This window comes from Vibrio splendidus (genome assembly GCF_001557875.1).
Classification (GTDB): Bacteria; Pseudomonadota; Gammaproteobacteria; order Enterobacterales; family Vibrionaceae; genus Vibrio; species Vibrio splendidus_F.
Genome location: NZ_LNRF01000002.1, coordinates 99,939 through 122,147 on the forward strand (window position 1 = coordinate 99,939; position 22,209 = coordinate 122,147).

16 protein-coding genes are annotated in these 22,209 nt (G+C 44.1%); 9 read left to right on the plus strand and 7 right to left on the minus strand.

Going from position 1 to position 22,209, the window contains the following annotated elements:
* Window position 1: 1 nt before the first annotated feature.
* The 6 genes from prpF (at window position 2) to ATB74_RS08120 (ending at window position 6,598) form a co-directional block, all read left to right on the plus strand.
* Window positions 2-1,174, plus strand: coding sequence for a 2-methylaconitate cis-trans isomerase PrpF (gene prpF, locus ATB74_RS08095; protein ID WP_061017862.1), 1,173 nt, complete (start codon window positions 2-4; stop codon window positions 1,172-1,174).
* Between the two features lie 118 nt (window positions 1,175-1,292).
* A complete protein-coding gene (locus ATB74_RS08100; protein WP_061017863.1) occupies window positions 1,293-3,197 on the plus strand; it encodes a propionyl-CoA synthetase in 1,905 nt (634 codons plus the stop codon).
* A 147-nt stretch (window positions 3,198-3,344) separates the two neighbouring features.
* Entirely contained in the window at window positions 3,345-3,791 is a 447-nt protein-coding gene (locus ATB74_RS08105; protein WP_061017865.1) for a hypothetical protein, read from the plus strand.
* Between the two features lie 237 nt (window positions 3,792-4,028).
* Window positions 4,029-4,430 (plus strand): hypothetical protein, encoded by a 402-nt coding sequence (locus tag ATB74_RS08110; RefSeq protein ID WP_061017866.1) that lies wholly within the window; start codon window positions 4,029-4,031, stop codon window positions 4,428-4,430.
* 203 nt (window positions 4,431-4,633) lie between these two features.
* Complete coding sequence (locus tag ATB74_RS08115; RefSeq protein WP_009846623.1) at window positions 4,634-5,113, plus strand: GNAT family N-acetyltransferase; 480 nt, start codon at window positions 4,634-4,636, stop codon at window positions 5,111-5,113.
* A gap of 72 nt (window positions 5,114-5,185) precedes the next feature.
* Complete coding sequence (locus ATB74_RS08120; RefSeq protein WP_061017868.1) at window positions 5,186-6,598, plus strand: bifunctional NUDIX hydrolase/phosphatase PAP2 family protein; 1,413 nt, start codon at window positions 5,186-5,188, stop codon at window positions 6,596-6,598.
* Between the two features lie 100 nt (window positions 6,599-6,698).
* Here the strand turns inward: ATB74_RS08120 and ATB74_RS08125 are convergent, their stop codons facing one another.
* Window positions 6,699-7,508, minus strand: coding sequence for a Cof-type HAD-IIB family hydrolase (locus tag ATB74_RS08125; RefSeq protein WP_061017870.1), 810 nt, complete (start codon window positions 7,506-7,508; stop codon window positions 6,699-6,701).
* 185 nt (window positions 7,509-7,693) lie between these two features.
* On the opposite strand from ATB74_RS08125, the gene queE reads away from it, so the two are divergent.
* Entirely contained in the window at window positions 7,694-8,362 is a 669-nt protein-coding gene (queE, locus tag ATB74_RS08130; RefSeq protein ID WP_347876246.1) for a 7-carboxy-7-deazaguanine synthase QueE, read from the plus strand.
* A gap of 58 nt (window positions 8,363-8,420) precedes the next feature.
* Window positions 8,421-9,116: a 7-cyano-7-deazaguanine synthase QueC gene (queC, locus tag ATB74_RS08135; RefSeq protein WP_017063822.1), complete on the plus strand. Its 696-nt coding sequence runs from the start codon at window positions 8,421-8,423 to the stop codon at window positions 9,114-9,116.
* Here queC and ATB74_RS08140 read toward each other — a convergent pair.
* The 4 genes from ATB74_RS08140 to ATB74_RS08155 form a co-directional block, all read right to left on the minus strand.
* Window positions 9,076-11,103 carry a tetratricopeptide repeat-containing diguanylate cyclase gene (locus ATB74_RS08140; RefSeq protein ID WP_061017874.1) on the minus strand — a complete coding sequence of 676 codons (2,028 nt, stop codon included), beginning with the start codon at window positions 11,101-11,103 and terminating at the stop codon, window positions 9,076-9,078. The two genes, queC and ATB74_RS08140, sit on opposite strands and share 41 nt — an antisense overlap.
* A 162-nt stretch (window positions 11,104-11,265) precedes the next feature.
* On the minus strand, window positions 11,266-11,616 hold the full coding sequence (locus tag ATB74_RS08145; protein ID WP_017062305.1) for a DUF2750 domain-containing protein: 351 nt from the start codon (window positions 11,614-11,616) through the stop codon (window positions 11,266-11,268).
* Window positions 11,617-11,752: 136 nt separating this feature from the next.
* Window positions 11,753-12,370 (minus strand): OmpA family protein, encoded by a 618-nt coding sequence (locus tag ATB74_RS08150; RefSeq protein ID WP_060982103.1) that lies wholly within the window; start codon window positions 12,368-12,370, stop codon window positions 11,753-11,755.
* Entirely contained in the window at window positions 12,370-13,677 is a 1,308-nt protein-coding gene (locus ATB74_RS08155) for a TolC family outer membrane protein (RefSeq protein ID WP_060982102.1), read from the minus strand. The genes ATB74_RS08150 and ATB74_RS08155 overlap by 1 nt, the downstream gene beginning before the upstream one ends.
* Window positions 13,678-14,080: 403 nt before the next feature.
* Here ATB74_RS08155 and ATB74_RS08160 point away from each other — a divergent pair, with 403 nt between their 5' ends.
* A complete protein-coding gene (locus tag ATB74_RS08160) occupies window positions 14,081-19,390 on the plus strand; it encodes an Ig-like domain-containing protein (protein ID WP_061017876.1) in 5,310 nt (1,769 codons plus the stop codon).
* 71 nt (window positions 19,391-19,461) lie between these two features.
* Here the strand turns inward: ATB74_RS08160 and ATB74_RS08165 are convergent, their stop codons facing one another.
* The gene (locus ATB74_RS08165) at window positions 19,462-20,655 is read right to left on the minus strand and encodes a class I SAM-dependent methyltransferase (protein WP_017059708.1); all 1,194 of its coding nucleotides are present in this window, start codon (window positions 20,653-20,655) and stop codon (window positions 19,462-19,464) included.
* A 129-nt stretch (window positions 20,656-20,784) separates the two neighbouring features.
* On the minus strand, window positions 20,785-22,188 hold the full coding sequence (locus ATB74_RS08170; protein ID WP_061017878.1) for a methyl-accepting chemotaxis protein: 1,404 nt from the start codon (window positions 22,186-22,188) through the stop codon (window positions 20,785-20,787).
* Window positions 22,189-22,209: the final 21 nt, after the last annotated feature.

Consider the following 22,209-nt stretch of genomic DNA (forward strand, 5'->3'; position numbering starts at 1 on the left):
TATGAACATCAAACAGATTAAAGTACCTGCTACCTACATGCGGGGCGGAACAAGCAAAGGTGTCTTTTTCAACTTAAGTGACTTACCTGAAGCTGCGCAAGTTGCGGGACAAGCGAGGGATGAGTTCCTATTACGTGTGATTGGTAGTCCTGATCCTTATGGTAAGCAAACCGATGGTATGGGCGGTGCGACATCTAGCACCAGTAAGACCGTTATCGTGTCGAAGAGTGATAAAACCGATCACGATGTTGACTACCTCTTTGGTCAAGTGGCAATAAACAAGCCATTTGTTGATTGGAGCGGTAACTGTGGGAACTTGTCTGCGGCGATTGGTCCATTTGCCATTCATACTGGATTAGTTGATTCAAGCCGTATTCCTGAAAACGGTGTGGTCGAAGTGCGAGTATGGCAAGTGAACATAGAGAAAACCATCATTGTTCATGTACCTATCATTGATGGTGAAGTTCAAGAGTTAGGTGACTTTGAACTCGATGGTGTCACTTTCCCTGCCGCGGAGATCCAAGTTGATTTTCTGGACCCGGCAGGCGCGAGTGGATCGATGTTTCCGACGGGAAATGTGGTCGACTTTTTAGATGTTCCGGAGTTAGGTTGCATTAAAGCGACTTACATCAATGCGGGGATACCAACCATTTTTGTTAATGCTGATTCGGTTGGATATCAAGGCACTGAACTTCAATCGGATATTAATAGTGATACCAAAGCCTTGGCACTGTTTGAATCCATCCGAGCACATGGCGCGGTTGCGATGGGGCTTATCGATTCATTAGAACAAGCGGAATCACGGCAGCACACACCAAAAGTTGCCTTTGTTGCTAAGCCTCAAGCGTATCTAGCCTCCAGTGGTAAATCGGTTGCTGCCAAAGATACTGATCTTCTAGTACGTGCTTTGTCTATGGGACAGCTTCATCACGCCATGATGGGTACGGCTGCGGTCGCCATTGCTTCGGCGGCAAGTGTTCCGGGTACGTTAGTCAATTTGGCAGCAGGTGGCGGAAGTCGTGATTTCGTGACCTTTGGACACCCTTCAGGAACCTTAAAGGTCGGAGCTAAAGCTTTGCAGACCGAAAGTGGTTGGAAAATAGAAAGGGCGATAATGAGTCGTAGTGCCCGAGTGATCATGGAAGGTGCCATTCGTGCGCCTTTTCCCGAGTAAAGCGATTGTGGTGAACGGTTAAATGTTCACGAATACAACGCTGAGAAAAGAGTGCACCCAAGTGACACTGCTAAAAGCTGGGCGCTTGGACTAATGGATAAATCATGGAGGAGGCACTATGTCTGCTACGAATCGAATGAATAGAAAAACCGACTATATCACCGAGTATCAATGGGCGAGGGAAGACCCAAATTCGTTCTGGGAAACACAATCACAAGCCATTGATTGGTTTGAGTCACCCAAAACGATATTACAAACTGACGATAACGGTATTGAGCGTTGGTTTCCTGATGGGGTGATGAACACTTCCTGGCTCGCGCTTGATTATCATTGTGAAAATGGACGAGGTGACAATACCGCGCTGATTTACGACTCTCCAGTTACAGGAACTCAATCCTCGTACACTTACAATCAATTGCGTGACCAAGTGGCAAAAGTCGCAGGTATGTTAGCGACGCAAGGCGTTACCAAAGGCGATCGTGTGGTGATCTACATGCCAATGATTCCTGAAGCGGCGATGGCAATGTTGGCTTGTGCACGACTAGGCGCGGTGCATTCGGTGGTGTTTGGCGGGTTCGCCCCTCATGAGCTTGCCGTTCGTATCGAAGATGCAGAACCGAAGGTGTTGATTACTGCCTCCTGTGGTGTCGAGATCAACAAAGTCTTGCCATATAAGCCAATGGTCGATCGAGCGATCATGGACAGTCGCTGGAAACCTGAGAAAGTGGTGGTATTCCAAAGAGAGCAGTCTCTAGCCGAATTGAACCATGAACGCGATGTACTTTGGCAGCAAGCAGTTAACGATGCTTTGCCTCACGTATGCGTGCCTGTTCTAGCGACTGACCCACTATACATATTGTATACATCAGGGACGACGGGTAAACCAAAAGGCGTGGTGCGTGACAATGGTGGTCATGCGGTTGCAATGAAATACTCAATGAGCACTATCTACGACATGCCGCAAGACGGCGTATTTTGGGCTGCTTCTGATGTCGGCTGGGTAGTGGGGCATTCCTACATTGTGTATGCGCCATTGATTCATGGTTGTACGACCATTTTATTTGAAGGCAAGCCTGTCAGAACGCCAGATCCCGGCGCATTCTGGCGAGTGTGTGAAGAGTACAAAGTCGATGTGTTATTTTCTGCTCCAACCGCATTTAGAGCCATTAAGAAAGAGGATCCCGAAGGCGAGTTACTTACCAAGTATGACTTATCATCACTCAAGTCGATTTTCATGGCTGGCGAGCGTTTAGACCCTCCAACATTGGATTGGGTTGAATCTCATACCAATAAGCCGGTTATCGATCACTGGTGGCAAACAGAAACGGGTTGGGCTATTTCTGCCAATCCAACCGGGCTGGAATCTTTGCCAGTGAAAGCGGGTTCTTCCACTAAACCTGTTCCGGGTTACCAAGTGGAGATTCTCAATGAACTCGGTGAAATAGCTCAGCCTAATCAACAAGGGTTTGTGGCTCTTAAACGCCCGTTGCCACCCGGCTGTCTACCAACGGTTTGGCGTAATCATGATCGATTTGAATCTGGCTATTTGAGTCAGTTCCCTGGTTATTACGTTTCTGGGGATGGTGGTTATCTCGATGACGATGGGTATCTGTTTATCATGGGCCGTATTGATGATGTGATAAACGTGGCGGGGCACCGTCTGTCGACGGGAGAAATGGAAGAGATCGTTGGAGGTCACCCAGCTATTGCAGAATGCGCGGTAGTCGGTATTCACGATGACTTAAAAGGGCAGCTACCTCTTGGTTTAGTTGTGCTGAAAGATGGCGTAAAAGTCGATAGCACTGAGTTACAAGCGGAGTTGGTTGGCAAGGTTCGTAATGAGATTGGCGCGGTAGCCTGCTTTAAGCAAGCCTTGGTTGTTGAGAGACTACCTAAGACACGCTCAGGTAAGATCTTACGTAGAACTATCCGACAGATCGCAGAAGGTGAACAGTATGTGGTGCCTTCGACGATTGACGATCCTACCAGCTTAACGGAAATTGCTGAAAAGCTCGGTAAATAAGTTTTATTGTTTAGGTAATCTGACCTTCGGCTTGTTGATTTATACATAAGCCAGCGTGATGGTTTACCTAAACGCTACTTTATTCATCCGCTTATCCATTGCGTTTACTATGACCTCATTATGAACCCCACATATTGAGGTCTTTTTATGCGAGCTTACTTTTTGTTGATTGCTTTATTGGTTAGTGGTGCTGCTAGTGCCAGTATTTCAAAGGATGAAGTGAGTAGAGCGTTGTTAGAGCCTTTGAGTCATCCCAAGGTATTTAAATGTGTGTCCAAAACTGGCGTCGATCTCTATCAAGCGGTTTTTGATATTGGCGTGGGGTATGAAGCCGACCCGATCAACTCGAAGATGATCGTTAATTCAAGGAAAGGCCGCTACGAATATCAAATCTTAGGCGCGGTAAGGTCTGAAAGAGCCGGTGAAATTGTCGTGTTGACTCGCCATGTGGGAGACGGGGTAAAAGTGGCTGCTATGATTGATGACGAAAATGGCAAGATACTGGGGATCGGTGATAAAAATCATTATCGAGATTGTGATGTTAGGCCACCGCCTAGCGCAGAAAACATGCAAAACTTTTGGTCCAAAGGCTAAGAGCGACATCAGAGATACAAGAATTATTGAGAAAAGAGCGATTGAGGCGACCTTATTGGTCGCCTTTTTTGTTGGTGAGGATAAAGCGAGCTCAAAGATATATCATTAAGTAGTTATGCGCTTGCTGAATAATACATAGCTGAACATGATGTATCGTCTAAACGTCGCTTTATTTATCTCATTAACAGTTCTGCTTAAGATGGCTTTACTCCAAACGAAGAACTAAGCGAGACTCCTATGAAATTCACTAAACCTTTTCTTTTAGCGACACTGATTGTGACTCTTTCTGGTTGCGCATCACCAGCAATGGATAACGAAAATGAGAATGCTGCACGTAATCGTGGTGCTGTAGGTGGTGCTTTATTAGGAGCAACAGCAGGCGCTCTAACTGGAGATGCGAGTTTAGCCGTGAAGGGTGCTGCATTAGGCGGTGTGACCGGTGGTGTTGCTGGTTCAATAAAAGATACGGACGATGCAAGAAACGCACAACGAAACCAAGTAACTGCCGATGGTCTAGCGCAAGACAATCGCACCGATGCAGAAAAGCGAGTAGCTGAAGTTGAGGCTGAAATTAAGCTTATTGAACTAGAACAACAGCTTGCTGATCTCAAAGAAGAGAAAGAAGATAACGGTGCATAAAGCTGAAGCTACAACTAAAGCCAAAGACACGATATTCGTTTAATTCAAAATTATTCAAACAGAATGGCCACGTAATGTGGCCGTTTTTGTATCTAAAATACGCACTTCAAACAATGAATTAATTCAATAACTTGTATAGATACTCACGGCAAGTAAACTAGACTCAGTTTAGATATTAATTTGGTTTGAGAAGCACAATAGTCATGAATGTCACCTTAAGGGCCGCAAAGCACGCGGATTTGGAACAACTTAACGAGTTAATGTTCGATCTCCATCATCACCACCACCTTGCTAGCCCAGAACACTTTAAAACGGCAGAAGAGATTGAGCAGGAAAAAAGCATTGCACGATACTTGGATGATCCTGAATGTTTGGTTTATGTGGCATTAAAAGGTGAGCTCATTGTTGGCTTTATCTCTGGGCATTTTTGTGAGCTTATCTCAACGGTGAGTAAACCAGTGCCGATGGGGAGTGTTGATGAGCTGTTTGTCTTGCCTGATTATCGAAAAGAATCAATTGCTGAAAAGCTGTTTAACAAAGTTGAAAGTACTTTTGATGATTATGGGGTTGAACAAGTTTTTGTAGAGGTTTGGGACTTTAATTCACCTGCCAAGGACTTCTATCAAAAAATGGGGTTCACACCTCACATTCAATGGATGAGGAAGGCTTTGCACAAAACGTAGACAGCGATTTTGTACGTGTTTGATTACACTAGAGCAGTCTTAAATTTCTTCTATTATTTTTAGGTAAACTCGTTGGTTATTCGATATTTATTAGTTTTCATACTGTCTCTTTTGAGTACTACTTCCGCTTGGGCAAACAACACTTTGCCCGATCATATCGCGGGCGCTTTGTGTGTAGTACGTGCTGATAACCAAATCGTGTTGGTTGATGAGTTGATCACAGGTCAATTGTCTCTACCGGGAGGCACTGTTGTTTCAGGTGAGCCGCCAGCCGTCGCGGCGCAACGTGAAACTTGGGAAGAGGCAGGGCTGTCTGTAACGGTTGGCGATGTGCTGGGGTATACCGACAGCGCCGTTGTGTTTGATTGTATCTCTGACTCTGAAGTGATCAGCTACAAGGCTCGAAATGAGTTAGGTGGCTTTGAGCTGCCGATTTGGTTTGCGCCTCATTACGGCGTGGAAGTCAGCCGAGCGATGTTACTTCCTCCTACTGATTTGCAAGATCACCAATACCGCTATCCAGAACAGTGGTCAGAGATTAACGAACTGTTTTTATCCGCGACAGATCAACCGGTGACGTATGTGACTGAGCTAGTGGGTGCGGCGCCGAAAGTCCATCAAGTTGAATTGAGCTGGATTGTTTCACTTCAAAATGTGTTTGATAGAATGCCGAGCGTGTTCGCGAATACTGTGCTTTTGACTGACTTGTTGGCGAAGCCATGGGTTTTTATCGTTATATTGCCGCTAATTGCTTGGTACTTTGGCCGTAATTTCGCGTTGAAGTTTGGTTTCACTCTGATCTCGGTGACTTTGCTCACTTTAATCGCACACCAAGGTTTTGGTTTTCCTCGCCCGCATGCCTACCTGCCAACATTGAAGCTAGTGATGAGCAGTGGGTATAGCTTCCCAAGCCTGTTGGCTGCCTTATGGGTCAGTTTAACCTTGTTAGTTTTTTGGAAACTAAAGCGCCTCTTGGAGCAAAAATCGATTCTGATAGTACTCGCTGGCCTGCTTTGGATCATGCTATTTAAGTCTTATTCAGGCAGTGCATTTTTTAGCGATGTATTAATGGGTGGCGTATTAGGCGCGTTAACGACGTGGCATATCGTGAGATTAGATGCGAAACCTGATGTGGATATTAGTGTTTTACTGAGTTCTAAAGGCGTTTGGTGGGGCCTATGTCTTCTATCGATTGTTCTTACGGTTATCTGGCCACTGCCAACGTTCTCTTTCTGGGTAGCCATTTTGATGACAATTGCATGCTTAGTGACGTTAACGGATTCGAAACCTTTGATCGGTCAATTCTCATTCAAGATCGTGGTTGGCGTTATGGTGATGTTGTTAGCGGGGAATCTGCTGATTAGCTGGGTAGGAGGTTTTGTCTCTTTCAGTGGTATTGCTTCATTTATTATTGAAACATTACGCTTCCCAATATTGATTCTGTTTGGTGTGGTGGCATTTCGTCTGCCATGGAAAAGAGAGTAAGCGACTCGACTAACACAAAATCAAAAAGGCTGTGCAGTGCACAGCCTTTGTCATTTCTACAACAAGCAAAAAGTAATTATTATTAGAACCTGTTCAGCGTTTATGAGTTGAAGATAAATTTCTCAATCGCGACCGCTACACCATGGTCGTCGTTGCTCGCTGTGATGTGATCCGCCAATTTCTTGGTTTCTTCCATTGCGTTGTCCATTGCAATGCCAAGGCCAGCGTATTCAAGCATATGGTGATCGTTTTCAGCGTCACCCATGCAGATTACCTCTTCCGCTTTAATGCCTAGGTGTTTCGCTATCGCTTCAATACCTACACCCTTGTTTGAATTTGGGTTTAGGAACTCTAAGAAGAATGGTGCACTTTGCACGATAGTGAACTGAGTCTTAAGCTCTGGTGGTAACTTGCTGATAATTTCAGTCAGCTTGCTTGGTTCAGCGACAATCATAGTCTTGATGATTTCGTGGTCATCTTCTAGCTGAGAAAAGTCGAACTCGGTAATATCTAAGCCGTTAATACGCGCTTCAATACCAGTGTATTCATTATTTTCAGGTGTGATTAAGCCGTGAACCTTGCTGAAAGCATGAACATAACCACCAAGCTGCTCAGCGAGGGTCGCGATCTCTTTTGCGGCTTTACCGTTGCTGATCTCACTGTGAATGATCTCTTTTGTAGATACGTTTTGAACCATAGAGCCGTTGTAGAAGAGTACAAAGTCATCTTCGCCGTTAATTGAAAGTTCATCTAATTTGCTTTGCATGCCTTCTAAAGGGCGGCCTGAAGCGAGAACTACTTTCACACCTACAGCTCGTGCTTTGGCGATCGCGTCTTTGTTCTCTTGAGAAATCACTTTTTCACTGTTGAGTAATGTGCCATCCATATCAAGAGCAATCAGTTTGTACATGTTGTTCCTTACTAAAAAATTAAAAGCTAACGAAATCTAATGGGCGAAAGGATAAGGGAACTTGAAACTTCAGGCTAGGGCTTTGATCAACTCATTTATCAGTACTCATTTGTTTGACCAAAAGGGGGAAGTGCTTTAAGGTCTGCGGTTGATTAATTTCATCCAATGATTGAGCTGAGGGAAAGTTGTACAAGATTAATGAAATGTTTGAAACCATTCAGGGTGAGGGCGTGTTTACTGGCGTTCCCGCTGTTTTTGTTCGTCTGCAAATTTGCCCAGTGGGCTGTTCTTGGTGTGATACCAAACAGACCTGGGAAGCGTTGCCAGAAGATGAGACCAGCCTTGGCGATATTATGGTTAAGACAGAAGATTCACCAACTTGGTCAGTAATCGATGCTCAAGGAATCGTGAATGAATATATCAAGCAAGGTTACACTGCGAAGCACATTGTGATTACTGGTGGTGAGCCATGCATTTATGATCTTGTTCCTCTTACTGAAGCATTTGAGCAGCACGGTTGTCGCTGTCAGATTGAGACTAGCGGAACATCAGAAGTAAAAGCCACACCTGATACTTGGGTTACGGTGTCACCTAAGGTGTCAATGAAAGCGAAACTGGAAATCTTAGATAGCGCCTTACAACGTGCTAACGAAATTAAGCATCCAGTTGGCACAAGCAAAGACATCGAACAACTTGACGGTTTATTGAAGCGAGCTGCGGTTCCTAGCGACACTGTTATCGCTCTGCAGCCAATCAGCCAAAAAGACCGCGCAACTCAGCTTTGTATTGATACTTGCATTGAGCGCAATTGGCGCTTATCAATACAAACTCACAAATATTTGAGCATTGCATAGGTTGTATTTTTACTGGGCAAGATAAGTCGCTAGTAGAAGGTTCTCGTAAGGATTTAAGATGAAAAAAGCAGTGGTAGTATTCAGTGGTGGTCAAGACTCAACAACGTGTCTTGTTCAGGCATTAAAAGAGTATGATGAAGTTCATGCGATTACGTTTGATTATGGTCAACGCCATAGACTCGAGATTGAAGTTGCGGAGTCATTGTCGAAAGAGCTTGGTGTGAAAGCGCACAAAGTGATGGATGTGACTCTGTTGAATGAACTGGCTATCAGCTCTCTGACTCGTGACGATATTCCTGTGTCTCATGAACTGCAAGAAAATGGGCTGCCGAATTCATTCGTTCCTGGTCGTAATATTCTATTTCTAACTCTAGCGGGCATTTACGCGTACCAAATCGGTGCTGAAACCGTGATTACAGGTGTGTGTGAAACAGACTTTTCTGGTTACCCTGATTGCCGTAATGACTTTGTGAAGGCGATGAACTCTGCACTTGTACAAGGTATGGATAAGCAGCTTGATATCAAAACACCGCTAATGTGGTTAAACAAGGCTGAGACATGGGCGTTAGCAGACCAGTACTCAGCACTTGAGCTTGTTAGAAACAAAACACTGACTTGTTACAACGGCATTGTTGGTGATGGATGTGGCGATTGCCCGGCATGTGAACTACGTAAAGTTGGCCTTAACGATTACCTAGGTGATCGCGAAAGCATTATGGCTGAGTTGGTTCGCAAACAGGCTGAGAATAAATAATCTCAGGTAAATCAATCGGTTCGTTATATGCATCAATAATACAGTTTCGACCGTTGCTTTTGGCTTGATAGAGCGCTTGGTCAAGCACTGAATACAAGTCATCAAAGTCACTTAATGCGTTTGAGGTTGCTAGATAAGCAAAACTCGCGGTCACATTAAGTGACTTTTTGCTTTCTGATAAGAAGACAGTGCTTGAAATAGCGTAGTGTAACTCTTCAACGCGTTCTCGTACCTCTGCTGGTGTGGTATCGGTTAGCATGATGACAAATTCTTCTCCCCCTAAGCGACCAAACAATTCACCATTCACTAAGTGTTTTCTAATTTTCTCACTAATACGGATCAGTGCTCGATCACCAGTAGGGTGCCCATGCTCATCATTAATCTTCTTAAACTTATCGAGATCGAGCAGCACGAGCACATGCTGTTTGTCCGCCCCTTTACAGCGTTTCACTCTTTTGATTCTTCGAATTATCTCAGTTCGGCTATATGCTTTCGTTAAGCCATCAATGGCTGCTTTTGCGCGAACCGTTTTGTTGACCAATACCGTAAAGCTTGCAGCACAAAGCAACAGAATAACAACGATGTTGTACATCCATCTTTGATGTTCCATTTTTTCAATTTGAACGCGGTCGAGTTTCGCCTGATGTGTCAGGAAAGAGCTTTCAAGTTCCTGCTCATATTTGGCGTGCGTTAAGCCGAGCGCTTCGAGTGCGAGTCGATTGTCGATGTCTCTAGCTTCCATTTGTATTGATGAGTATCGTTGGTAGAAATAGAAAGCTTGTTGGTAATCGCTCAATGATTGATGAATATCAGAAAGCTGCAGAAGTGACTGAGTGATGTATTTATGCCTTGTAACTTGTTCTGCTAATTCTAGCGCTTGCTGGGCATAGTTTAGCGCTTCCGTTGGCAATTTCTGTTCTTCGAACATATCGCTGATCGCCAAGTAAGCATTGATGCGAATAACATCATTACTCAGTTCGCTCGAAGCTGATAGAGATTCGATTAAGTAGGTTCTCGCCACATCATAGTCTTTAATTTGAGTATACGCTTTTCCTAAGCCAAGATTTGTTAGTGCGATACCGTAGCTATGTGACGATGAGGTCAACAGGGTTCTTGCTGTCTGAAAGTGGTGAATTGCTAGGCCACTTTGCTCTTGGTTGAGGTAGAGATCCGCAAGGCTGTGATGCACTTGTGCTTTCATTAAATCTGAAGCGTTTGTTCTGAGAGTGAGAGCTTTCTCTAGATATTTCGCCGATTTTTTATATTGCTTTAATTCTTTGAGCAAGTTACCCACATCGTTGTAAACCCCGGAAATATCATGCCCTTGTGGAAACACGTTTATCAGTGATAGGTAGGTATCTAGAGCAGATTGATAGTCACTGCGGAAATGGTGATTGTTAGCAATGACTCGATAAGTCCCAAATTTTGGTAATACAGGATCAGCGATGTCATGTAAATCTGACTGAAGCGCAGAGCAATAATAGTTCGCTTGATGGTATTTAGCTTGCTCGTTAAGCGAACGGCACATCTGGTATCTTAATAGAGCTTTTCCAGTTAAATCACTGTGTGATTGCATTTTTGCCAATAGTGTAAGAAAGCCTTGTTGTGCTTCCTCATATTGGCCTTGGCCATCTTTAATCAGAGCAGAAATAAATGCTGTTTCTATCGCTTGGTAGTCGCTGTCGTTTGAAGCGATTCCGTAGAACGGCTGATCTCTGTGGCTCATGTATTGATACAGAAGAGACGCAAGGTAAAGCTTATCTCCGTAAACCGTTGACCCGATGTAGCGTGTTTGCAGCATGTTTAATGCGCGTTCAGGAGAGTGATTTAAAGTAGAGAGATAAAGTGCGTTCCAATCAGCATTTGGAGTAGGGCTTAAATGGGAAGTATAGACTGGTGAATTTTGGTCACGATCTGACGTTGATACTTGGCTATAAGAACAAAAGCTAATGAATAGCAGAAAGGTAACAAAAGCGGAGTGAATCACAAGAGGCTATCAATCAGATAAAGAACGATATTCTATTATTAGTTTGATATTGCTTCAAATTTTGAATGCTATAGCTATAAGGTTATGCGAGGTAGGTCTCTAATTTATTGATACTAATCAGAGATATATCGGTCGCACGATTCGCGCGACCGATATTGGAAATTAGATGTATAATTTCGCTAGGTCAGAAGGCTCAAGTTCTTTGCCTTCTAATGTTGCATTCCAGTTAGTACCAACAAGAACGCCGTCTTCAGCAAGAGTCAGTAACCAATCTTCTACAAAGATATCTAGTGGAATTTCTAATACTTCGAAGTCAGCCCACTCTTCAACATTGTGAGTCTGAGCATCTTCTTTTGAAGACCAGAAAGGCATCACTTCGCTATTTTCGAATTCACTTGAGTCACATGCTAGCCAACCTTCTTCGTTGCGAAGGCCCCATACCAGTTTAGTTTCCTGTGTTTCAGAAACGAAAAGTTCTAGATTTGCTTGAGTATCAGCTGTTAGTTTGCTCATGGATTAATTCTCTATGTTGATAACGGGGCAAGATTAACATTATAGACGGCTTAGGTATATGCTATTCAAGGAATTATCACCATACTGAAACGCTAACTTAAGATAAGGTTTCAGTATGGTGGAAGAAGGGTAGATCCTACTTCTTTATTTTGGTGAAGATATGCCACTCTTCTTTAATATTGCCCTTAAACCCAACAACCGAAGCTACGACTTTTCGATGTAGTGCGTGATTGATTTCTGTGTCATCACTGCTGAATTCAGAGTCGCCATGACCTACTATATTAACTCTAGATGGCTGAATACCATTGCTTATCAGTGCACGCCTTACATGTAACGCGCGCTCTTTTGAGAGCTTTAAATTGTGTTCGGAATTGCCCACTTTACTAGCATAACCTTGCAATTCAATACTCGTACTCTCGTAACGCTTCAAAAACGCTGCCATCTGGCGTATCTGCCCTAGAAAGACAGGGTTTATTTCCGTGGAATTATTGGCAAAAAGTATATGCAGCTCTTTCTTTTCCGATGACTCGAAATATGAGCCACAACCGTCATTATCGATCTCAGCACCAATTTGCGTATCGGGACATAGATCTCGCGCGTTGATTACTCCATCATTATCATCATCTTCGAGATCATAAATTTGTGTGATCTCAGGAAGAGCTCGATATTCAAATTCTTCATCGCTTGTTTCAGCTAAAACATTGGCAGAGACAACCATGATACAAAGCGGAAGTACAGTCTTTATCAGCTTCATTAGTATTCTACCTTTTCATTCCATTCTTGAGGGGTTTCAACGCGTAGTCCGGTCAACAGGTTTCCTGTTGCGTTCATTACTCTGTATTTTGCGTATTGTTCGTCGTACTTGGCATCCAAATACCCTTTACGGGCTTCGAATAGTTCATTCTCGGTATTAAGCAAATCGAGAAGGGTACGCTTGCCGATACGGTACTGTTTCTCATACGAGATAACGGTGTCTGATGCTGAATCTACATGGTCTGATAAGAATTCTTTTTGTTGGACGGTCAGATCAAGAGCGCTCCACGAAAGACGTAGACTCTCTTCTACATTGCGGTAAGTACTTTCGCGAAGATCTTTGGCTTTGTTTAGTTGGTAAGCTGCACTCTCTGCACGGTCTTGATCCGAACCACCATTGTAAAGGTTGTACCTTAAACGAACCATGGCAGAAAACTCATCGCTGCTTCCTTCTGTACCACCGGCGTCATCGCGCCAAGTTTGAGCGGCTTCAAAAGAAACAGTTGGGTAGTTGGTACTCTTAGATTGTTTGTATTGAAATTTCGCTGAGTCTACATCGGCTTGTGCAATCTTAATTACTGGGTGCTGATTAAACGCTTTTGCTAATGCGCCATCAACCGTGTAAGGGATAGCGCCTGCATCTGCGCGAGGAAAGGTTAACCCTAACGGAGATTGACCGACAAGCCTTTTGAATTGTGTATGAGTGTCAAAAAGGTTGTTTTGCGCTGCAAGCAAATTACCGTGTGCTTTAGCGATACGTGCCTCTACCTGTGACATATCTGCCGTTGATCCAATGCCTGATTCAACACGTTTGCGGATATCACTGTATATTTTTTTGTGTGTCGCGAGGTTGTTTTCAGAGAGTGAAAGCACTTCATAGGCTTTTACCGCATCGAGATAAACTTTGGTCACTTCTAATGCGATATCTTGAGCATTAGATATCAATTGATAACGCACTGATTCCGCATCAGCAGCGGTACGGTCAATATCATTCGATGTATTAGCCCCATCCCAGATAAGCTGAGTTAGCGTAATTGTCGCTTCTTTCCGAGTCAGATCGGTCGTGCTTGAGTTAGTTGCTAGATCGGTATGCTCGTAACCAATCCCACCATCTAAGTCTATACTTGGTCGATAAGCACCACCAGAAGCATCATTAATATATCGTTTACTGACATATTCATTATAAGCGCTTTTGATTTCAGGGTTACTTTCTAAAGTAAACGCAACGGCTTGCTCTAAGGTTTGTGCTGTCGTCGGTAAGCCAATACTTATAGCGAACCCTAATGTTGTTATTTGAAGCCTATTCAATTTGCATCTCCCTAAAATCAGCTGGCATCTAAGTCGTGAATTTATGCTGTTATATACAAAATTTAGATGAACCGCCAAAAAAACCACGATCGCTAAGCTGGCGTTCGCAAATGGTTGTAAAAATGTTAACCGATCAGCGTGCGTTTTATGATGTTTTTGTACACGTCAATCTTTCGTTTTTTAGTCTATTATTTGCCGTAAACACAATAACTTATATTGCTGTTGTCGGCACTAAGATTGTTGTGTGATGTGATCACCGTCATTACCTTGTCACTTGGGTTGTTAAATACTAGATTCATAACTAGGAATTATATGACGATAGGTGTTATATTTTAAGTAATATTATAAATATAATGTCACTATTTTGACGTTAATGACAAGAAATGCTTTTTTAGGGGTTTATATGGACATGACAACATTGAATTTGGGTGGTGCATTAGCACTTGGCCAGCGCATTGTTATCTCGGTAGATGGTACGATTAAAGTCTTGGAAGAAGGCCAACCACTACAAACAGGGGATGTCATTCTTGAATCCCAGGACGGAACCAATGAACCTCAGGTATCTATCAAGCGCTTCTCATCTGAAGATGGTGAAGTTGAACTAGACCAAGATATCGCAAATATCTTTGCTGCATTAGAAGAAGGCCAAGATCCAACCGAACTCGGTGAAGAGTTTGCTACCGCTGCAGGCCAGAATGGTTCTAGTTTAGGGAACAGCGGAACTATCAAGCGTGATGGTGAAGAAACCATCCCTGGTACAGAGTTCGTTACTACGGGTTTCGAATCATTGGGCTTATCTCGTACTCAAAGCTTGAGCTTACTTGACGCTTATCGTTCACTCATTGAACCTGCCGTAGCTCAACCAAACACTAACCCACTGTTTGTTGATTCAAATAATGACGCTATTGGTGACACAGTATCTTTTATAACAGATGAAGATACGCCAGTAAGTGGAACCTTGTCGGCTTCAGACGAAGATGGTGATTCTCTGTCATTCAGTAAATCGACAGAACCTTCAAACGGTACTGTCGTTATCGATGAAAATGGTGATTGGACTTATACCCCCAACGAAAACTACAACGGTAATGACAGCTTTACGGTAGAAGTCTCTGACGGCCAAGGCGGCATAGATACAATAACCGTTAATATCGGTGTTACTCCAATTAATGACCTACCTGTCGGTGAAGATGTTTCTGTAACTACAGATGAAGATACCCCAGTCAACGGTTCCCTAAATGCAACAGACACAGATAATGATCAGTTAACGTTCAGTAAAGGTACAGAACCATCTAATGGCTCTGTAGTCGTCGATGAAAATGGTAACTGGACATACACGCCAGACGAAAATTACAACGGCAGCGATAGCTTTACAGTTGTTGTTGATGATGGCCAAGGTGGTACAGATACCATCACAGTAGATGTTGGGGTTGTTTCATCCAACGACGCGCCGGATGTGGACAGCAACAGCATTACGGTAGCGGAAGAGAGCACAAATACGAGCCTTGGCTTGAGTGCGCCGACGGATGCGGATGGCGACAGCCTGACGATCACCGTGACGGGTCTGCCAAGCTTAGGCACCGTGACGCTGGCCGATGGCACAGCGTTGACCAACGGAATGACGTTGACCACGACCGAGTTAGAAGGTCTGGAATACGACGCGCCAGCGGACTACAACGGCACCGATGCGGTGGGCAGCTTCACGTACAGCGTGGATGACGGACAAGGCGAAGCGAACAGTGTCCAAACGGGCAGCGTGAGCATCGGCGTCACCGAAATCAACGACGCGCCGGATGTGGACAGCAACAGCATTACGGTAGCGGAAGAGAGCACAAATACGAGCCTTGGCTTGAGTGCGCCGACGGATGCGGATGGCGACAGCCTGACGATCACCGTGACGGGTCTGCCAAGCTTAGGCACCGTGACGCTGGCCGATGGCACAGCGTTGACCAACGGAATGACGTTGACCACGACCGAGTTAGAAGGTCTGGAATACGACGCGCCAGCGGACTACAACGGCACCGATGCGGTGGGCAGCTTCACGTACAGCGTGGATGACGGACAAGGCGAAGCGAACAGTGTCCAAACGGGCAGCGTGAGCATCGGCGTCACCGAAATCAACGACGCGCCAGTGGTAAAAGACTTCACCGAAAACACAATCGACTGTGCAACTTCAGTAGACTTTGCTCCTCACACGAGTGATGAAGAAGATGATGCAGCTGGTATTGAGACTTCCGTTATTGTCGAAAGTGATCCTATATGGGGCACTTTGTATGAGGTCGCGGATGATGGGACAAAAACTGAGGTTGTTGTAGGTCAGGAGTATGGTGATACAGATAACTTTGAGTATGTTGTCGATTCTAATGTCGCGGAACAACTTAGCTTTAGCGCAGCTGATCTCGCATCGTCAATAGACACATCAAACGGCAGTACTTCAATCAGTTATTTTAATGACATGATCACCATTTCTGCAGGTACTTACACTGGCAACAGTCCGGTTGGTACTGATGTAGTGACTAACCCTGGCGTTTACCTTAATTACGATGGTGCGGGTGTAGAAGATGGCTTTGGTGTTTCAACGAACAAAAATGGAAATGGCGAATTAGACGTCACTTCAAAAGATTTTATTTCTGTCGACTTTAGTGATAGCGGTGCCGAAATTGTGTCTGCTAATTTGGAGTTTGGAAGCGTTTTTGGTAATTACAACGCCAATAGTGGAGCAGATGGTGAGATCAATGTTGTTGCATTAGACGCATTTGGTAATGTTGTGGGGACTTTCAACTTCAATACCGAAAATGCTTCAGATTTTGGTAATGAATATACGCTTTCGATAGACGGTAGCGGCAACGCTATAGTTAACGTCACTATCCCGGACGGTAATGGTGGCTTTGTGCCATTTACCGAGCTCAGAGTTTTTACGACTCAAAACGGCTCAGTTAATCCGAATATTAACTCAAACATTACATTTAAAGGTGTAGACGTAGTTGATGCTAAAGTAACAGAGACAATTGATTATAAAGCGGAAGACTCTACAGATTTAGAAAGTGATCCTGCTCAGGTAACTATTGTAATTGACTCGATCGTGACCCCATCACCTATAGTCACTGATATTTCTAGAGACTTTTCCGAAGATACAGGAACGGCGCAAACAGTTACTGGAAATATAGATGTCCAGTATGCGGACGAGATTATTTTGCAAGCACCTTCAGAAAATTATACTTCGGGTGGACAAGACATTACTTGGTCCTCTTCGAATGAAGGTCAAACATTAATTGGTAGCGCTAATGGCTCAGCGATCATAACTGCGGTCATCGACGATGCTGGTAATTATTCCGTGATTTTTGATGGTCCAATTGATCACTTAGATGGCAATACGACTTTAGATGAAATGACTGTCGATATCGGGGTCGTAGCGACTAATGACGCAGGTACTGAAACTGGCTCAATCTCACTTGTCATTGATGACGATGTGCCACTAGCTCAGCCTATAATTAACGATCTTCAACCATCAGCGAAGGCCGGGGCAAATGTACAACTTATCCTTGATGTGTCTGGTTCTATGGCTTGGGACTCAGTTACGGGTCAAAGCTCAATTACGAATGAGTCAAGACTGTCGATCATGCAAGACGCAGCTAAACAACTGCTAGCTGAGTATCAAAGCTTGGGTGTTACACAAGTGCAGATCGTTACATTCTCAGGTAGTTCAGATGCTCAGAATGGCGCAAGCGGCACAAGTTGGATGTCCGTGAATGAAGCGATTGATCTTATCGATAATTTAGCCGCAGGTGGAGGGACTTATTATGATAATGCTCTGGATGCTGCGATGGATCACTGGGATGATCAAGGTAAGGTTGATGGTAACCCATCAAACCTAACTTACTTCTTATCTGATGGCGCCCCAAACTCTAGTGGGACGATAAGTTCGACTGAAAAAGCTGAATGGGAAACCTTTGTTGAATCTAAAGATATCACTGCGCTTGCTTATGGGATGGGTGAGGCGGTTCCAATAGGTTACCTCGAGGATATCGCATACAACGGTGCAACGGACAGTGAAATTGGTGCGGTAGTTGTTCCTGATATTACTCAGTTACCTCCTGTTATTCTTCAGTCAGTTATTGACCCTATCTCAGGAGAGGTTGTGAACGACGGGAGCAACGGGTCTATAAGTGGGTTTGGTGCTGACGGTGGATATGTTTCGCAAGTTATTTATGGTGGAGTTACAGTTTCTTATGATGGTAGTACAGTATCTGTATCAGGTATCGAATCGGGAGTTAGCACAGCAATTGATGGCAGCGAGATATCTATCTTTATAGATAATAGTCATACATTAGTATTGAATATGGCTTCAGGATCTTATCAGTTCTTTGCTGCCGTTGTTGATAGTGATATTTCTTTAGGCTTTAACTATGAACTGTCAGATTTAGATCACGATACCAGTAGCAGCACGTTAACTTTCAATATTAGTGCACCTATTCTGGACGCGAATAATGATTCTGCAACGACAGAAGAGTTTATTCCTATCTTGGTTGATGTTCTCGCCAACGATTATAATCCACATGCGCTAACGTCAGAGCTCACTTTGTCAGATGTTAGTTTGATGAATCCTTCTCAAGGAACTGTGTCCATTATTGATGGTAAGGTGTTATTTATCCCTGATGCCTCCCTTAACAGTGGTGATGTAGTTCAAGTGAGTTATACGGCGGTTGATGTTAATGGGAATAGTGATACTGCAATCGTAGATATCACAATTGCAGACAATTCTGGTAATGTTATTTCAGTAGAAGGTGATAACAACGACGCTGTCTATATGTCTGGAGTTACTCCATCTATATCGGTTCAATTCGGATCAACCGTTACCTTGAATGGTATGTCTTATGGATTTGGAGTATGGACATTCCCTGCTGCTGCTATGTTAGCTGATGCTATTGTTACGTATGGAGGGAATGATCATGTTGAAGCAGGGATTGGGAACGACGTGATTTGGTTGGGCGATAGTGGGAGCAATGACACTTTTGTTCAGAGTACTGCAACAGCGTTTGTTGAAGGTAGTATCGGTTATGTTTATCAAGGAGCATCAGAAGATGGTGATTTGAAGTCACCTTATTCGGCACCAAACTGGGCTGATGTAGCTCAAGGCGCTAGTGGGAATGATTTCATATTTGGTGAGTCAGGGATCGACCTAATTTCAGGTGGCTCTGGTAATGACTACTTGGATGGTGGATCTGACAATGACTATATCCGAGCTGGTAGTGGCGATGATATTGTTATTGGCGGGTCTGGAAACGACCATCTAAGAGGTGAGTCTGGTGATGATATCCTGATTGGCGGTCTTGGTAACGATATCCTAACGGGTGATGAAGGCGATGACTTGTTCAAATGGGTTGATCAGCCGTTCCAAGGTGATGTTGATACGATTACAGACTTTGCTCTAGGTGAAGACCATTTGGATATCTCTCAACTGCTACCGACTGAGAATAATATGTCGGATCTTCTAGAACACATCGCTATCGAAAAGGTGGATAACGGTGGTGGTGATAAAGATTTGGTGATCACTATTTCTGAAGGTGCCAATAACAGTGGTCAGACACAAACGATTGTACTCGATAATACAGGGAATCAGTTTGACTCTGTGAACGCTCAAGGTGATGGCAGTGTGATAAGCAGTGATTTGAGTAACTTGGTTAATCAACTCTTTGTGAACTTACCAGACCAATAACAAAAAAGGGCCGAAAGGCCCTTTTTAATACGTCTGCTTTGCTATAAAAGCTAGATTTTAAAGTACTAAAATTAAAGCACCTTACAAGCAAAACCTTTTAGGTAGAAACCTTCTGGGTAGGCTGTATCTGTTAGGTGGTCGGCTGCTTGCTCGAAGCGTTCAACAAATTTCACTGTTCGGCCTGCGTCTAGTGCTGCATCAGCGATGATTTTTTGGAACAAATCAGTACCCATTAAGCCAGAGCAAGAGTAGGTGAGTAGAGTACCACCTGGTTTCAGGATTTGCATCGCAAGCATGTTAACGTCTTTGTAGCCGTTAGCGCCTGAAGTCAGGTTGTTCTTGCTTGAAACAAACTTTGGTGGGTCCATGATCACTACGTCAAACTTAGTACCTTGGTCACGGTACTCGCGAAGCAGTTTGAAAACGTCAGCATTTAGGAATACAGCGCGCTTTTTCGAGATATCAAACTCGTTAAGTTCAGCGTTGAACTTAGCGGTATCAAGAGCAAGTTGAGATACGTCAGCGTTGATAACACGCTTCGCGTCGCCTTTCAGTGCGTAAAGGCCAAAACCACCTGTGTATGAGAAACAGTTAAGGACATCTTTGCCTTTAACGTACTTCATCGATTCTTTGCGGCTATCACGTTGGTCCATGTAGAAGCCCGTTTTGTGGCCTTCCATAATGTTCACGCTGATCTTAACGCCGTTTTCTTCAATCACGATAGACTTCGGTGGTTCTTCACCGTGAAGAACGCCAACAACCTGTTCTAAGCCTTCTTTCTTACGAACTGCCACGTCTGAACGCTCGTAGATGTTACAGTCAGGGAAGCATTCAATTAACGCTTCAACCAACACGCTTTTGTTAAACTCAGCGCCAGCACTTAGCAGTTGGCAAACAAGGAAGTCTTGGTATTTGTCGATTGTGATACCAGGCAAGCCATCAGACTCTGCAGCCGTTAGGCGGTAGCCCGTTAGACCATCACGTTCGATAATGTCTTCTCGTAAAGACTGTGCGTCTTGAATTCGTTTTACGAAGAACGCCTTGTTGATCTCTTCTTTTTCAAATGTCCAAACACGAGCTCGAATTTGAGATTCTGGTGAGTAAGCCGCTTTTGCAAGCCACTGACCATTTTGAGCATATACGTCTACAGTTTCACCTTGTTTTGGTTCGCCTTCGACCTTATCGATACCGCGAGAAAATACCCAAGGGTGTTTGCGGCGTAGTGATTTATCTCGGCCTTTAGCTAGATGAATTGAAGGAGTCATAATTTACTCTGTTTGTTGATTTTGAAGGAGGGGTATTGTCGGGGAAGTACAGGTGAAAAGCAAATAAGAAAGGGCTGCAGAAGCAGCCCTAGTAATGATTAATTAACACGTAGTGGTTGGAGAACAGTATTAAGCTTTAAGACCGGTCAGCAAACCTTCCATCGTATCGCTTTGTTTACGAAGTTGGTCAACGTTGGAATTACTCTTACTGATCATCTCGCAGATGCTGTCTGACTGATGACGAATCTCTTCAACACTCTGTGCAATGTTGTCAGCTACTACGCCTTGTTCTTCAGCCGCGGTAGCAATTTGAGTGCTGCTATCAGAAATAGACTGGTTCTTTTCCGCTAATGAACCGATTTCGACGTTCACTTCTGACATCAGTGTTTGCCCTTCATTAGCATTGTTTACCGTGACTTCCATCAGCTTGGTCAGTGACTGGCTGTTACGTTGTAATGACTCAATCATACTTTGGATTTCAACCGTTGCTTGTTGAGTACGACCGGCAAGGGCACGAACTTCATCGGCAACAACCGCAAATCCACGACCTTGCTCGCCGGCACGTGCAGCCTCGATAGCGGCGTTCAGCGCCAACAAGTTAGTCTGTTCTGAAATACCATTGATGGTTGTGACTACTTCATCGATCTGCGCCGCGTTGGCATCCAGTTCTTCTACTGCTTGTGAAGCGGATTGGATCTCTTGAGATAGGCTAGAGATAGACTCCAATGTATTTGAAACCTTGACTTGACCGCTCTGAGCAACGCCGCGAGCGTCCATCGTTTGTGAACTAGACTCATGAGCAAGGGTAGCGACTTCGCGAATTGTAGCTGCCATTTGTTCCGTTGCACTTGCCAAGCTATTTAGGTGTTCTTGTTGGTTACCTGAGATGTCTGAACTTTGTTGTGTTGACTGGTTCAAGTCTGAGCTGATCTGTTGCATGAGAGCGACAGATTCTTGGATTGATAGAACCATGTTTTGTTCACGCTCCGCAACTTTATCGATTGTAATCGCGATTTCACTGAACTCGTCACGAACTAAGAAGTAGTTCATGCGGCAAGTTAAGTCGCCATTCGCAAGCGTATTCAATGCTTTGTTCATAGAGAACATAGCACCGCCAATGAAAGTCATGATGTAGTAAACACCCAGTGCGATAAGCGTTAGGGTTACAGCGATGATAGAAACCTGAGTCGTCGACAGAGCAGACCCAAGGTTTTGGTCATGGCTAGCAACTAGGCTGAATGCACCATTCATCACTGAAACAGAACCAACACCGTAACCCAAAGAGATTGTTTCAGAGCTGCTAACAAGCTGAGCGACTTGATCTTTAGTGAGTTGACCCGCTTCGATAAGCCCTTTCATCAAGAGCATTTCTTCTTGATAAAGGTGAGCTAATAAAGAGTCCGCGGCACTATCTAAAACGAGAGTTAATATAACCAGGGCGAGAAGAGGCAATAAGAAGAGTAGATAGAACTTTTCTTGGATTTTTAGGTGAATGAGATATTTGTCAATCCAACGAAATGGGATTTCTTTCATAATCGTTATACTCGAAGTAAG

What these genes read in the sequence shown, in the direction of transcription:
- ATB74_RS08170 (WP_061017878.1), bottom strand. Translation starts at nt 22,188, where the DNA reads ATGAAAGAAATCCCATTTCGTTGGATTGACAAATATCTCATTCACCTA.
- ATB74_RS08125 (WP_061017870.1), bottom strand. Translation starts at nt 7,508, where the DNA reads ATGTACAAACTGATTGCTCTTGATATGGATGGCACATTACTCAACAGT.
- prpF (WP_061017862.1), top strand. Translation starts at nt 2, where the DNA reads ATGAACATCAAACAGATTAAAGTACCTGCTACCTACATGCGGGGCGGA.
- ATB74_RS08110 (WP_061017866.1), top strand. Translation starts at nt 4,029, where the DNA reads ATGAAATTCACTAAACCTTTTCTTTTAGCGACACTGATTGTGACTCTT.
- ATB74_RS08145 (WP_017062305.1), bottom strand. Translation starts at nt 11,616, where the DNA reads ATGAGCAAACTAACAGCTGATACTCAAGCAAATCTAGAACTTTTCGTT.
- ATB74_RS08160 (WP_061017876.1), top strand. Translation starts at nt 14,081, where the DNA reads ATGGACATGACAACATTGAATTTGGGTGGTGCATTAGCACTTGGCCAG.
- ATB74_RS08165 (WP_017059708.1), bottom strand. Translation starts at nt 20,655, where the DNA reads ATGACTCCTTCAATTCATCTAGCTAAAGGCCGAGATAAATCACTACGC.
- queC (WP_017063822.1), top strand. Translation starts at nt 8,421, where the DNA reads ATGAAAAAAGCAGTGGTAGTATTCAGTGGTGGTCAAGACTCAACAACG.
- ATB74_RS08105 (WP_061017865.1), top strand. Translation starts at nt 3,345, where the DNA reads ATGCGAGCTTACTTTTTGTTGATTGCTTTATTGGTTAGTGGTGCTGCT.
- ATB74_RS08115 (WP_009846623.1), top strand. Translation starts at nt 4,634, where the DNA reads ATGAATGTCACCTTAAGGGCCGCAAAGCACGCGGATTTGGAACAACTT.
- ATB74_RS08100 (WP_061017863.1), top strand. Translation starts at nt 1,293, where the DNA reads ATGTCTGCTACGAATCGAATGAATAGAAAAACCGACTATATCACCGAG.
- ATB74_RS08150 (WP_060982103.1), bottom strand. Translation starts at nt 12,370, where the DNA reads ATGAAGCTGATAAAGACTGTACTTCCGCTTTGTATCATGGTTGTCTCT.